Genomic DNA, 14,283 nt, shown 5'->3' with positions numbered 1-14,283 from the left:
CTAAAATAAAACCCCCAATTTTTCTAAGAAAAACCGGGGGTTTTATTTTTTCCTCTTTTCTCTCTCCTCTTAATTATTCCATTTCTAATTTCAAACTTCTACCCTCTAACTTCATATCACGCTTCTCCCCGTGCAGGATAATCTTTTTCAAGCACAAAATCTACAGCTTTAAGTAAATCATCAAATTTTGGCCGGGCAAAAGGCATAGATTGTACAGATGCTGCATACAAAGTGAAATCTGGCTTTATCAGGAAAATTGCAGGTTCAAAAAACACCTCCGGTTCCTCCTCTTTTATTCCTTCAGAAATATATAAATCCCATTTGCGGGCATCTTCAGGAGCAAGCCCATAACCGATAACAAGGTTTTCCACATCCCACTTTTCAGCAGTCTTCCCGGCTCTTTCTTTGGAATCCCCACTAACGCAAATTACACTCACTCCTTTCTCCCTGAATTTGTCAATTTTACTATTCAGTTCTTCCAGGTATTTTTTACAAACCGGGCAATGCAATCCACGGTAAAAAACAATCATGGTAAAATTTTCAGGTTTTTGATCCCGCAACTCCCATTGCATTCCGTTTACCGTATCTACTATTAATCCCGGAACTTCCTTTTTTGGCAATGTATTTTTCATATCTCCTTCTTTAGTTTTTGATAAAATACCACTTTTGAAAAGTTCTTGCTATTAAAGCGCAATTAATCTTCTGTTAAGCTTGCCAAAAATCAAATCCTACAGCTGAATTTCACTTAAAACTTTCAGAAATTTCTGGTGCATTTCTTCGGAATAATCCAGGTGCGTAACAATCCTTAGCTTTCCCTGTCCCATATTGCTTATCCTGATGTTTTCCTGCTGCAGCTTTTTCATGAATTCCGCTTCATCTGAAGCATTTTTCAGGTAAAAAATGATGATATTGGTTTCTACCGGTTCCACTTCAGCTACATAAGCCTGCGCGCTTAGAGAATCGCCAATTTCAGCAGCCCTTCTGTGATCATCAGCTAAACGCTCCACCTGGTGGTCCAGCGCATAAATGCCCGCAGCAGCCATAAAGCCTACCTGGCGCATGCCGCCACCCAATACTTTACGAACCCGGATGGCATTTTTCATAATATCGTTATTTCCAATGAGCACAGTGCCTATTGGGGTACCTAAACCTTTGGACAGGCATACCGAAATGGTATCGAAAATTTTCCCGTAATCTTTGGGATCCTCATTTTTCGCAACTAAAGCATTAAAAAGGCGTGCCCCGTCAAGATGCAGCCCCAGATTATGCTTATCACAAACTTTCCTTATCTTTTTGAATTCCTCAAAATCATAACAGGCCCCGCCTCCTTTGTTGGTGGTATTTTCCAGGCAAACCAAAGTGGAAAGCGGGCTATGGTAAAAGTCCGGCGGATTAATATTCTCCTCCACCTGCGCTGCAGTGATCATCCCGCGGTGGCCATCTACAAGTTTACACGAAACCCCACTGTTAAAGGAAGCACCGCCACCTTCGTAATTAAAAACATGCGCCCACTTATCGCAGATCAATTGCTCTGCAGGCTGGGTATGCAATTTTATCGCCGCCTGGTTAGCCATACTCCCGGTGGGAAAAAACAGCGCCTGGTCTTTCCCGAACATAGCTGCCAGTTTCTTTTCCAGTTTGTTTACCGTTGGGTCTTCTTTATACACATCGTCTCCAACCTCAGCTCCCATAATTGCCTGCAACATTCCTTTTGTTGGCCTGGTTACCGTATCGCTTCTTAAATCTATTTCTTTCATTTTAATCTTTAATCCTGTACTAATTAGTTAACTCTCTATTTTATATTTAATTATTTAATCCCCCTTGCTTTTATACTGAAACAAATTAGTCCAGGGTAAAACTACCAATAGGGGAACCATCAGGAATTTCAGGAGCATTGGGGATCACTTTAAATTCTGAAGGATCCTCCTGAAACTCCTTTATCTCCAAAAGCATCTGCCTGTATATTGGTTCATCTTGTTTTCTTAGCCAATGACGTACCTCATCAATCTGGGCATTTGCAATGGCTTTAACCTGTGGAGTGGCGTCTTTATGTACTGCAAGATTCATAAGATGCTGAAGTACATTATAGCCTACAGTATTCTGAACTTCCTGCAAATAGGGATCTTTTTGGGAAGTTTTGATTGTTTGGGAAATAAGCCGGTTAATCACTTCCTCCAGCCCCAGGTTGTTTTTATCCAAAGATTTTTGCTGAACAAGCCTGGCAGCCCTCTCCGGGTGCAGTAAAAGTCTAAGGGTCATATCGCTTGCTGTGGCCGGCGCAGCCAAAGCATCAAAAGAAACCCCGGTATTACCTTTAAAAGATTCCCTGGTGCGGGGATAACCAAAAGCCCGTGGCGGGAAAAGCATTAACTTGTCCCGGGGTATTGCCAGTTCTTTTGCATCAAGGGTTTGCAACACCGCTTGCAGGGCTTTTTGTTGTTTTCCAGAAGGGGCCATTTTCACCACAGTTTCAGCGCCACCTTTAACAGCATAATTATATTCGAGCCCTCCAATATTTTTTACAGCAGCTTCGGTTTGATACCGATGAAAAAAATACAGCGGAACAAAAACATCTTCCAGTACCGAATAAGCTTCATTCGTCCTTATGTTGTCTTTAGAAAAATTCTGAATCGCTTTTCTTCTAATTTTCAGGACCTCTTCCAGTTCTTCTGCAGCATTTGCGCCATTGTCCCATAAATGGGCATTAATGTGCGCACCGCCGGCTGCCCTGGCATCACTGTCGGTAATAAACTGAAGTCCTTCCGCGGTGGCTTCAGAAATAACATTATTCAGGTATTCCCTTTGCGACTGGCCTTCAGGAATCGCTCCATAACTATATTCTACCATTACTTTATCCCACTCTCCTATTCCCGTATCATAGGCATTGCTTAGCGATATCTTCCCATTTTCCAGTTCAAACTGCGGGTGTGGGTAGTCCATCACCGAAGCCCTGTCACTTACACTGGCTGCGAAATTATGAGCGAAGCCAAGGGTATGCCCTACCTCATGGGCGGCAAGCTGCCGTATCCTTGCCAGAGCCATTGTCATCATTTCCTGATGATTTTCATCATTTCCAGCAAAAGGCTGGTTTAACAGGGCCTGGGCAATCATAAAATCCTGCCTTATCCGTAAGCTCCCCAGGCTTACATGGCCTTTTATAATTTCTCCGGTACGTGGATCTACCACGCTGGCACCATAACTCCAGCCACGGGTAGAACGGTGCACCCACTGGATCACGTTATATCTAACATCCAGGGGATCTGCATCTTCCGGCAGCATCTTTACCTGGAATGCATTTTTATAGCCTATAGCACTAAAAGCCTGGTCCCACCAGGAAGCTCCTTCCAGCAATGCCGACCTTACAGGCTCTGGCGTGCCCGGGTCCAGGTAATAGACTATGGGTTGCTCGGCTTCACTTATCGCCGCTCCAGGATTTTTCTTCTGCAGGCGGTGCCTTATGGCAAAACGTTTTTCCAAGGGCTCAAAAACGGGGGAAGCGTAATCGTAATAAGAGATGGAAATTGCCCCGCTCCGGGGATCAAAAATTCTTTTCTCATAATTATCGTCCGGCAATTTAACAAAGCTATGATGCTGTACAAGGCTTATATTTTCAGGGTCCGGTACCACACTTCTTATGGTGCTTCCTTCCGGCTCCCCTTCAAAAGTAAGCAGTGCCTCAAATTCTGCATTTTCAGGAAAAGCCTTGGTGCCGGGAAGAGACAAGGCACTTTTTTCTTTATTCAGTTTATAGCTTCCGTAGTGGCCGCGTTTTAATTTTTGAACCACGCCATGGGCATCCCGCATTAAAAAAGGAGTAAAATCTATTACATAGCTGCTGTCCTTTTTTTCTTTAATCTCAAACCCGAAAAGTACAGATTTGGCAAAGGCTTCTTCTACGCTCTGCTTTTCCTGAAGATTATCTGTTATAGCCCTGTATTTATAGTTAGGCTGAACAAGAAGGAGCTTATTTCCGGCTTTCCTGAATTTCACAATTATGCCATCCCCCAGCTGGCCGCGGTCCAGGCCTATATCGTTAGAACCTACCCCGCTTCTTATAAAATGGGTATATAAAAATTCTGAATCTAAATTTTTTACTTCAAGGTATAATTCATCCTCTTCTTTATTATAATGAAAATTGAAAAAGCCGTTGTAAGATTTAAGGGAGTCTTTTTCATCTAAAAACTGGGAGTTGGAGAGTTGGGTTACCAGCAAAAACAGGCAGCAGAAGATTTTTTTCATGAACAATTTAATTGGAGGTTAAAGTTATAAAATTTACGCAGCCGGAAAAGCCATTTGGCCTTATGAAATTCAGCAAAATTGAACGTGATTTTTTTTAAATTTTCAATTATTCAAAGTATTAATATGAAATCAGCAGCTTCTAATTTCCTGAAAAGTTGTAATTTATAAGAAAAGATAAGGCAATGAATACTTACGATAATCAACCTACATTTTCTTCTTATAAAAATGATCCCAGATTTTTTGATGAGATTTTTGATGAAAACAACCAGGTAAAAGAGGTATATAAAACTCTTCTCAACCTTTACAGCGAACACTCGGCACAGGATTTTGCACTCTTAAATAATAAAGCTAAAGCTTCCTTCTTTAATCAGGGAATTACTTTCCAGGTGTATGGGGAACACGAAACAAAAGAAAAGATCTTTCCCTTTGACCTTTTCCCCAGGATTATTGCTCCGGAAGAATGGGAGCATATAGAGAAAGGAGTATTGCAGCGCAGCCGCGCCTTAAATCATTTTCTATGGGACGTTTACCACGACAAGAACATAATAAAAGACGGAATTGTGCCTCTTGAACTTATAAATTCTTCAGTTAATTACCTGGACCAGATGATAGACCTCGATCCTCCGGGGGGAATTTACAACCATATCTCCGGAACAGATCTTATAAAACATTCAGACGGGGAATATTATGTCCTGGAAGATAATATCCGCTGCCCTTCCGGGGTAAGTTATGTAATATGCAACCGTACAGCCTTGAAGAGGGCACTATTTGGGGTTTTTAATCATTATCAAACCCACACGGTTACAGATTATGCCCAAAATTTACTGGAGATCATAGAATCTGTTAAACCGCATGGTGTAGACAATCCAAATTGTGTGGTAATCACTCCCGGGATATACAATTCTGCTTATTATGAGCATTCCTACCTTGCCAAGGCAATGGGGGTGGAACTGGTAGAGGGCCGCGATCTTTTTGTGGAAAATGATTTTGTTTACATGAAAACCATTAGGGGCCCGGAAAAAGTGGATGTAATTTACAGAAGGGTGGACGATTTATTCCTGGACCCGCTGGAATTTAAACCTGATTCCACACTTGGTGTTCCCGGATTGTTAGCAGCTTACCGGCAGGGAAATGTTTGTATAGTTAATGCCCCCGGTACTGGAGTGGCAGATGACAAGGCTGTTTATACCTATATGCCTCAGATTATAAAATATTATCTTGATGAAGAGCCCATTCTAAAAAATGTACATACCTATCACTGCAGCCGTCCCGAGGAATTAAAGTATGTTCTGGGAAATGTTGAAAAATTGGTTATTAAACCGGTGGATGAATCTGGAGGATATGGAATTTCCATTGGGAATAAATTAACTAAAGAGGAGATTGAAAAGGTAAAAACCACCGTAAAGGCCAATCCGCGTAAGTATATTGCTCAACCTATAATGTCCCTTTCAACCCATGCAACTTATATAGAAGATAATGAAACTTTCGAGCCAAGGCATGTAGATCTCCGAACATTTACCCTCCTTGGGCAGGAAAAGGATTTTGTCTTAAAAGGCGGCCTTACGAGGGTGGCTTTAAAAAAAGGAAATTTGGTTGTTAATTCTTCTCAGGGAGGTGGTTCAAAAGACACCTGGGTTTTAAAAAAGTAAACTATTTATGCTAGCAAGAGTAGCCAACAATTTATTCTGGATGGGCCGTTATATAGAACGTACAGAACATGTAGCCAGATATCTTAATGTAAATTATTTTTCATCCCTGGATGCGCCAAATGAACTTTCCCAATCCCGGCAATTTGTTTTAAAATCTATGCTGTATATGGCAGATGATGCCGTAAAATCTTCTAAAGAATTAAATGAAGAAGAGGTTCTTTATGATATTGGCCTTAATCCCGACAAGGATTTTTCTATTATCAATTATGTAAAATCTGCCAGGGAAAATGCCAACAGCGCCAGGGATTTAATTTCTACAGAATTATATGAAGCTTTAAACCGCTTTTATCATTATGTGCTTAATTATGATAAAAATACCTTTGTAAAAAGCGGGTTATATGATTTTACGGTTCATGTGGCCGAGTCTACCGCGGTACTGCGGGGGAAAATAAGAGGAACCCTTTTGCATGATGATGTTTATGCCATTATTATGTTAGGGATTAATCTGGAAAGGGCCATGCAGATCATTCGCATTATTAATGCCAAATATAATGATGCCCTTATTGCAAAAGGAAGCTATGGAGAAGCCATTAAGAAAAGTTATGAATGGATCACCCTGTTAAAATGCACAGAATCCTACGATATGATGCGCCGGCATTATAAAAAAACGCCCGATAGCAACAACACCCTGGAATTTTTAATTTTAAACCCCAGCTGTCCCCGCTCTATCATGAACTGCCTTAATGAATTAAGCCGGCATATGGAAGAGCTTATACAGGAAAAACGTGCCCACAAAGATTCTGTGGCTTTCCTTGTAGGTAAGGTAAAAGCTGAATATGAATACAAGCATATTGAAGAAATAGAAGGAGATTTCCAAACATTTATTGAACGCATCCAGGATTCTCTTGTTCAAATAGGTCAAAAAATGGAAAAGGAATATTTTAACTATTAGCTATGCTACAGATGATTAAATTTGCAGGAATTAAATTTGCCTACAGTGGAATATACTATAAAATACAAAGCACATAATACCTACGAAGCATCCACTAACGGTGCTTTGTGGCAGTTTCTTATTACTCCTGAAGACAATGAGCACCAGAGCCTGGAACATTCTATATTTAAAAATTCCCTGCAGGTTCCCGTAGAAAACAGCATTAATGGATATGGCTTTAAAACCTTCAGGGTCAATTCTAAAAATGTAATAAGTGAAATAGAGTTTGAAGCAGAATTCAGGATCTGGAAAAAAGAAATCAATCCGTTTGATGGAATTACCTCCGCAGACCCCGCAAAGGATTTTCAGCTTTTAGAGGAACTTAGCTTCCGGGTGGAACATGAGCAATATCTTAGAAGTACAGCGCTTACAGCTTTACCGGAACAGTTGGAATCTGTCTTGAATTTTGACCATTCGCAGAGTATTTTTGAAAATCTTCAAAAGCTAAATAACTGGATATTTGATAGTTTTCAGTTTAAGGCAGATGTGACCGATGTAGATACCAATCTAAGCCAGGTTATCAAAAATAAAAAGGGAGTATGCCAGGATTTTACGCACCTGTTTTGTGCCATGGCAAGAAAAAATAAAATCCCTACCAGATATGTATCCGGTTACCTGCACCAGGGAAACGGGTACTTTGGAGATAGCCAGATGCATGCCTGGGCAGAAAGTTACATTCCCGGCAAAGGATGGACCGGGTTTGATCCCACCAATAACCTGCTGGCTGTTGAAAACCACATAAAGGTAGCCCATGGGAAAGATTATACCGACTGCCCTCCTATTAAAGGTATCGTTTTTACCTCTGGGGCAAATGAAACCATTTACACTGTGGAAGTAACCTCACAACAGCAACAGCAACAGCAGTAACAGGAATTTCAACAATAATTTCTTGTTAAGGATCCCCCCTAAATTAAAAAAGTATTATAATTTCGGGTAAAATTGAATAAATGGTTACTACCGATCAGGTAAAAGATATAAAAGAAAGGATTTCTGCACTGCATACCCATCTTGATATTGAGCAGAAACAAATTGAAATCCAGAATGAGGAAGAAAAAACCTTTGATCCCGATTTCTGGAACGATCCCAAAGAAGCCGAGGCGGTAATGCGGGTGCTTAGAGGGAAGAAAAAATGGGTGCAGGAATACGGGCAGGCAAAGAATCTTCTGGAAGAACTTCAGGTTTTAATAGAATTTCATGAAGAAGGAGACGCTTCCGAAGAAGAGGTTCAAAAACAATATGAAAAAATAATGAACCTGCTGGAAGGCATTGAATTTAGAAATATGCTTTCTGAAGAAGGGGACGATCTTAGTGCGGTGCTCCAAATTACAGCAGGCGCCGGCGGAACAGAGAGTTGTGACTGGGCACAAATGCTAATGCGCATGTACCTGATGTGGGCAGAAAAACAGGGCTATAAAATTAAAGAACTTAACTACCAGGCCGGTGATGTGGCAGGAATAAAAACAGTGACCCTTGAGATTGAAGGAGAATTTGCTTTTGGATGGCTAAAAGGGGAAAATGGGGTTCACCGTTTGGTTAGAATTTCCCCATTTGACAGTAATGCGAAAAGGCATACTTCTTTTGCATCTGTTTATGTATATCCTTTAGCTGATGAAAGTATTGAAATAGAAATTAATCCTTCTGAAATTTCCTGGGAAACCATGCGTTCCTCTGGTGCGGGAGGACAAAATGTAAATAAAGTAGAAACCGCAGTAAGATTACGCCATGCGCCTACCGGGATAGTTGTAGAGAATTCTGAAACCCGTTCCCAGCTGGAAAACAAAAACAAGGCCATGCAACTGTTAAAGAGCCAGTTATACGAGATTGAGCTGCAAAAACAACAGGCACAGCGAAGGGAGATTGAAGATTCCAAAATGAAAATTGAATGGGGGTCGCAAATAAGAAATTATGTAATGCATCCTTATAAACTGGTGAAAGATGTGAGAACCGGTGAGGAAACTGGGAATGTAGATGATGTAATGGACGGAGAACTGGACAATTTCCTTAAGGCTTATTTAATGATGATGGGGCAACGGAATGATGATTGATAATACTTTGGAGATATTTTATTATTAAAATTAATTGTTTATTTTAAGAACAGTAAAGCTAGAAGGAAATGATCACCATATATCATAACACACGTTGTAGAAAATCCAGGGAAGGACTGGAAATGGTTAAAAATTCCGGGCAGGATTACCGTGTAAGAGAATATTTGAAAGTACCTTTAACAGAAGAAGAAATTTCGGCATTAATTGAGAAATTGAATATTTCTCCAATTCAATTAGTGAGGAAAAATGAAAAAATCTGGAAAGAGAATTATAAAGATAAAGATCTTAGCGACCGGGAACTCATAGCTATTATGGCAAAAAACCCCAGGTTAATACAAAGACCGGTGGTAGAAAACCAAGAAAAAGCGGTTATAGGAAGGCCGCCTTCAACTATTGAAGAAATACTGTGAAAACAAAAAAATCACAAAAAAGGGAGAGAATGAAACTAGAACAAAGGTTAGGACTAATAGGTTTGGCAGGAGCGCTTGTAGCAGGCTTCGTCTATACCAATATCTATATACATAAAAAAAACAGGCAGGAAATAAAGGAAATTGCAGAAGAACTTGCATATACCTGGAAATCTAAATTAAACCTGAAACTGGACCAGGTACATAAACTGGAAGACCTGATTATTGAATATACCATCAAAAAAAATGAAATCATCAATTCTTCACTGAATCATGATTCCCAGATCACAAAGTTAAAATCTATTCAAAAATCGGAAGATGCTGCGCTTAAAAAACTATTTAATGAAGAACAATATAAAGAGTATGTTGCTATAAACAGGCAAATCACCCAGAAATCTTAATTTTTCAGAAGGGATTGGGCGGTGGCTTTCGGAAGAGATGGCTCTTTAACGCAATCTTAACCTTTTTCAATTAAACCATCCAGGTTTTGCGGGGTCAAAAGAGAAAATCTGTCTATGACCACCAAAAATTTCCGTGGAGTAAGTTGCACCCTTATTCTTCTTTTTAGTTTCATTTTTAATGCAAACGCTCAAAACCCCGATGCGGAATATGTGATTTCGGGAAAGGTAATTGATAACGACCTTGAAGTTCCCCTGGAATATGCCACTATTTCGGTTACCAATGTTAATAATCCTCAGGATGTCACCGGGGGAGTTACCGATGTAGACGGTAATTTTTCAATAGAAGTACCCCAGGGCACATATAATATTTTGGTGGAATTTATTTCCTATGAGCCTAAAAATTTTAATAACCGTACCATTAATACTGATGTTAACTTAGGAACTATTCCTTTGGGAGTGAGTTCTTCCAGCCTGGATGAGGTAGTGGTGAGAGCGGAAACCACCCAGGTAGATGTAAGGTTGGACAAGAAGATATACAATATTGGAAAAGACCTCACTACCGCAGGAGGTACCGTGAGCGATGCCCTTAATAATGTACCCTCCATTTCTGTAGATGTGGAAGGCGGTATAAGCTTACGGGGTAATGAAAACGTAAAAATTCTTATTAACGGCAAACCTTCAGCCATGGCAGGTTTTGGAGGGACCGATGTACTGGCACAGCTTCCGGCAGAGGCTATTGAACGTGTAGAAGTGATCACTTCTCCTTCAGCAAGATATGATGCTGAGGGAACCGCCGGGATTATAAACATTATCCTTCGGAAACAGGAAACCCTTGGATTTAATGGTTCCCTTACCTTAAATACCGGCTATCCCGAAACCGCAGGTGTTTCAGCAAACCTTAACTACAGGACAGAAAATTATAACCTTTTTACCACCACAGGTTACAGATACTCAGAATCTCCTGGAAATGGCTTTTTTGATACACGTTATTTTAATGAACAACTGGATGCTTATATTGATAGTGTTCCATATAACCGAAACATAGAGAACCGCGATTATGACAGGATAAACAGAGGCTTTAACACCAACGTGGGTATGGAATATTATATTAATGACATGTCCTCCATCACCGGTGCGATTTTCTACAGATATGGGAATGATGATGACCTTACCACCAACACCAGTGAATATTACTTAAACAATGCTCCACAGCTGGGTACTTCAAGGTTTGAAAGGGAAACTGAAGATGATGACAGTTATCAGTTTTCGCTGAATTACATCAATAAGTTTGATAATGAAGGCCACCAGTTAACTGCAGACTTTCAGTATGAAATAGACAAGGAAACACAAGCTTCCTATATTCGGGAGCCTGTTACCTTTAACAATACTACAGATGATGATATTTCTATTCCGCGGGAACAAACTTCTACCATAGAAGACCAAAAAGAATATTTATTTCAGGCAGATTATGTTAGGCCAATTGGAGAAGATTCCCAATTTGAAGCCGGTTACCGTGGAAACTTTGAGAATGAAGTGACAGATTATGAACTTTATCAGGAAAATGCCAATGGAGAACTCCTGTTAAACGAAAATCAGACCAATGTTTTTGATTATACTGAAAATGTAAACGCCCTATATGCACAGTACGGTTCCAAGTTTGGTGATTTTAGCTTTTTACTGGGTTTACGTGCGGAGAACACGCAATTAAAAGGGAGAATAGATTCTGAATTAGAAGAAGCTGAATTACAGGAGATTTTTCGCTTTCCAATTAATACCGATTTCGACAACAATTACTTTGGCCTGTTTCCAACCGTAAACCTTATTTACGAATTGGGAGAAGAAGAAAATATTACCGTTGGATATAATAGAAGGATCAACAGGCCGCGTGGCTGGTATATAAATCCTTTCCCTTCCAGAAGTAGTAGAAACAATGTATTTCAGGGAAACCCCAATCTGCAACCGGCCTTTTCCAATGCTTTTGATGTTGGTTATTTAAAAAGATGGGAAAAATTAACCCTTACCTCTTCGGTTTATTACCAAAGGGAAACCGATGCTTTTACCAGGGTGCAGGAAAATGTGGAAATAAGCATTGCCAATCCAAATTATGTGGAAGGCGAAAGTGATCCTTCAGACCGTTATGTTGATCAGCTTGTAATTCGCAGTATCCCTATCAATCTCGCCACCAATGACCGTATGGGGGCAGAAATTGGTTTTCTTTATAATCCTGCCGATTGGTTAAGGCTTAATGGTAGTTTTAATTACTTTCAGTTTAATCTGGATGGAGAATTTAACGGCACCGATTACAGCCAGAAAAACACCAGTTATTTTGGAAGGTTCAGTTCTAAAGTGAGCCTGCCCTGGAAAATAGACTGGCAAACCAATGCCTTTTACCGCGGGCCTTCAGATGAAGTACAGGGAACCCAGGATGGGATTCTTTCTATAGATCTCGCATTAAGTAAAGAAATACTTAATGAGAATGCCACTATTTCTTTAAACGTACGGGATTTGCTGAATTCCAGAAAAAGAAGCTCCTACACCCTAACGGACAATTACGAACAGGATAGTGAATTCCAGTGGAGGCAAAGGCAGATAAATGTTTCTTTTATCTATAGGTTTAATCAGCAAAAAAGACAGCAGCAGCGTCGTGAAGAAGGAGAAAATGGTGGAGATGGAGAGATGGATGGGGAATTCTAGAAAAAGTAAAAGCATAAAAAAAGGGACAAAGATATGTCCCTTTTTTTATGCTGTTTTATTTCGCTTCTTCTGCTTTTTTCTTTGCCTTTCTCTCCTTAAGCAGTTCTGTTATGGAACCACCAAGCCAGTAAGGAACTATGGCTACCAGGAAAAACATTAACCAAAAGCCCATGGTTAAAATCACAAGAAAAAGTAAAAACCCAAGATACTGATCAAATTCGAACATAATTCCTTAAATTTTGAATCTCGTCAAATATATAAACTCTGCCGGCTTATCACAATTAAATTCTAAAATTTCTATTACAGAAGTTTCGAAAACCTATATTCTAAAATGGTTTTAGCAGGATAAGTAACTGAAATTAAATCCTTTTTTTAAGCTAAAGAAGCGGCTAAAATGTAAATTTGTAGAGCAAATAATTTTTAACATTATGGATTACAGAATAGAGAAAGACACCATGGGGGAAGTTAAAGTTCCTTCAGATAAACTTTGGGGAGCTCAGACAGAGCGTTCGAGAAATAATTTTAAAATAGGCCCTCCTGCAAGCATGCCGTTGGAAATAATTTATGGCTTCGCTTATCTTAAAAAGGCCGCGGCCTATACCAATTGTGAGCTTGGGGTTCTTCCTGTTGAAAAAAGGGATTTGATAGCAAAGGTTTGTGACGAAATTCTTGCGGGAAATCATGACGATCAATTCCCGCTGGTTATCTGGCAAACCGGGAGCGGCACCCAAAGTAACATGAATGTGAATGAAGTTATTGCCAACCGTGCCCATCAGATAGCCGGAAAAACAATTGGGGAAGGCGAAAAAACTTTACAGCCTAATGATGATGTAAATAAATCCCAGTCTTCTAACGATACTTTCCCAACCGGGATGCACATTGCAGCCTATCATAAAATTTCAAAAATTACCCTTCCGGGAATTAAAAGATTGAGAGAAGCACTAAAGAAAAAATCTGAAGAATTTAAGGAAGTGGTAAAAATTGGGCGTACTCATTTTATGGATGCCACTCCCCTAACCCTGGGTCAGGAATTTAGTGGTTATGTAGCCCAGCTGGACCATGGGATAAATGCACTGGAAAGCACATTGCCTCATTTAGCTGAATTAGCCCTTGGAGGAACCGCTGTGGGAACAGGATTAAACACTCCAAAAGGCTATTCCAAACGTGTGGCAGAGTTTATCGCGAAATTCACTGAACTCCCTTTTGTTTCTGCAGGAAATAAATTTGAAGCCTTGGCCGCCCATGACGCCCTTGTAGAAACCCACGGCGCATTAAAACAGCTGGCTGTCTCCCTTAATAAAATTGGAAATGATATCAGGATGCTTGCTTCGGGACCCCGTAGTGGAATTGGAGAAATTATTATCCCTGCCAATGAGCCCGGTTCTTCTATTATGCCAGGTAAGGTGAACCCCACGCAGTGTGAAGCCTTAACAATGGTATGTGCCCAGGTAATTGGCAATGATGTAAGCATAAGCGTAGGAGGTATGCAGGGCCAGTTTGAACTTAATGTCTTTAAACCGGTAATGGCCGCTAATCTTTTACAAAGCGCCCAGCTTCTTGGCGATGCCTGCAAATCTTTTGAAGAGCATTGTGTAACTGGAATAGAACCTAATCATGAAAGGATACAGGAATTACTTAATAATTCCCTGATGCTTGTTACTGCCTTAAATACTAAAATTGGATATTACAAAGCGGCAGAAATTGCTAATACCGCCCATAAAAATGGAACCACTTTAAAAGAAGAAGCCGTGAACCTTGGTTATCTTTCCGCTGAAGAGTTTGATGACTGGGTACAACCTAAGGATATGGTTGGAAATTTGAAGTAATTCAACGCTCAACATTATTAAAACTAAAAAA

The 14,283-nt window shown here is 40.1% G+C and carries 12 protein-coding genes; 8 read left to right on the top strand and 4 right to left on the bottom strand.

Translation table 11 applies throughout. From position 1 onward, the window contains the following. Window positions 1-116 precede the first annotated feature (116 nt). From AB8M93_RS14040 to AB8M93_RS14030, 3 genes are all read right to left on the bottom strand, one after another. On the bottom strand, window positions 117-632 hold the full coding sequence (locus AB8M93_RS14040; RefSeq protein WP_373058755.1) for a redoxin domain-containing protein: 516 nt from the start codon (window positions 630-632) through the stop codon (window positions 117-119). Between the two features lie 96 nt (window positions 633-728). Then, window positions 729-1,757: a threonine aldolase family protein gene (locus AB8M93_RS14035; RefSeq protein ID WP_373058753.1), complete on the bottom strand. Its 1,029-nt coding sequence runs from the start codon at window positions 1,755-1,757 to the stop codon at window positions 729-731. An 85-nt stretch (window positions 1,758-1,842) separates the two neighbouring features. Beyond that, a complete protein-coding gene (locus tag AB8M93_RS14030) occupies window positions 1,843-4,239 on the bottom strand; it encodes a zinc-dependent metalloprotease (RefSeq protein WP_373058751.1) in 2,397 nt (798 codons plus the stop codon). 182 nt (window positions 4,240-4,421) lie between these two features. Between AB8M93_RS14030 and AB8M93_RS14025 the strand changes: the two genes are divergently transcribed. The 7 genes from AB8M93_RS14025 (at window position 4,422) to AB8M93_RS13995 (ending at window position 12,426) form a co-directional block, all read left to right on the top strand. Continuing rightward, window positions 4,422-5,888 carry a circularly permuted type 2 ATP-grasp protein gene (locus AB8M93_RS14025; protein ID WP_373058749.1) on the top strand — a complete coding sequence of 489 codons (1,467 nt, stop codon included), beginning with the start codon at window positions 4,422-4,424 and terminating at the stop codon, window positions 5,886-5,888. A 7-nt stretch (window positions 5,889-5,895) separates the two neighbouring features. Next, on the top strand, window positions 5,896-6,840 hold the full coding sequence (locus tag AB8M93_RS14020) for an alpha-E domain-containing protein (protein ID WP_373058747.1): 945 nt from the start codon (window positions 5,896-5,898) through the stop codon (window positions 6,838-6,840). Between the two features lie 45 nt (window positions 6,841-6,885). After that, complete coding sequence (locus AB8M93_RS14015) at window positions 6,886-7,746, top strand: transglutaminase-like domain-containing protein (protein ID WP_373058745.1); 861 nt, start codon at window positions 6,886-6,888, stop codon at window positions 7,744-7,746. Between the two features lie 80 nt (window positions 7,747-7,826). After that, complete coding sequence (prfB, locus tag AB8M93_RS14010) at window positions 7,827-8,924, top strand: peptide chain release factor 2 (protein WP_373058743.1); 1,098 nt, start codon at window positions 7,827-7,829, stop codon at window positions 8,922-8,924. Between the two features lie 68 nt (window positions 8,925-8,992). Next, window positions 8,993-9,334, top strand: coding sequence for an arsenate reductase (glutaredoxin) (gene arsC, locus AB8M93_RS14005; protein WP_373058741.1), 342 nt, complete (start codon window positions 8,993-8,995; stop codon window positions 9,332-9,334). A gap of 29 nt (window positions 9,335-9,363) precedes the next feature. After that, window positions 9,364-9,732 (top strand): hypothetical protein, encoded by a 369-nt coding sequence (locus AB8M93_RS14000; protein ID WP_373058739.1) that lies wholly within the window; start codon window positions 9,364-9,366, stop codon window positions 9,730-9,732. A 114-nt stretch (window positions 9,733-9,846) separates the two neighbouring features. Further along, on the top strand, window positions 9,847-12,426 hold the full coding sequence (locus AB8M93_RS13995; RefSeq protein WP_373058737.1) for a TonB-dependent receptor: 2,580 nt from the start codon (window positions 9,847-9,849) through the stop codon (window positions 12,424-12,426). Window positions 12,427-12,481: 55 nt separating this feature from the next. Here the strand turns inward: AB8M93_RS13995 and AB8M93_RS13990 are convergent, their stop codons facing one another. After that, a complete protein-coding gene (locus AB8M93_RS13990; protein ID WP_373058735.1) occupies window positions 12,482-12,652 on the bottom strand; it encodes a hypothetical protein in 171 nt (56 codons plus the stop codon). Between the two features lie 202 nt (window positions 12,653-12,854). Here AB8M93_RS13990 and fumC point away from each other — a divergent pair, with 202 nt between their 5' ends. After that, a complete protein-coding gene (gene fumC, locus AB8M93_RS13985; RefSeq protein WP_373058733.1) occupies window positions 12,855-14,252 on the top strand; it encodes a class II fumarate hydratase in 1,398 nt (465 codons plus the stop codon). Window positions 14,253-14,283 lie beyond the last annotated feature (31 nt).

The organism is Autumnicola aciditolerans (assembly GCF_041679265.1).
Taxonomy (GTDB): Bacteria; Bacteroidota; Bacteroidia; order Flavobacteriales; family Flavobacteriaceae; genus Autumnicola.
The sequence above is the reverse complement of the archived record's forward strand: the minus strand, read 5'-3'. Positions and strand labels throughout refer to the sequence as shown.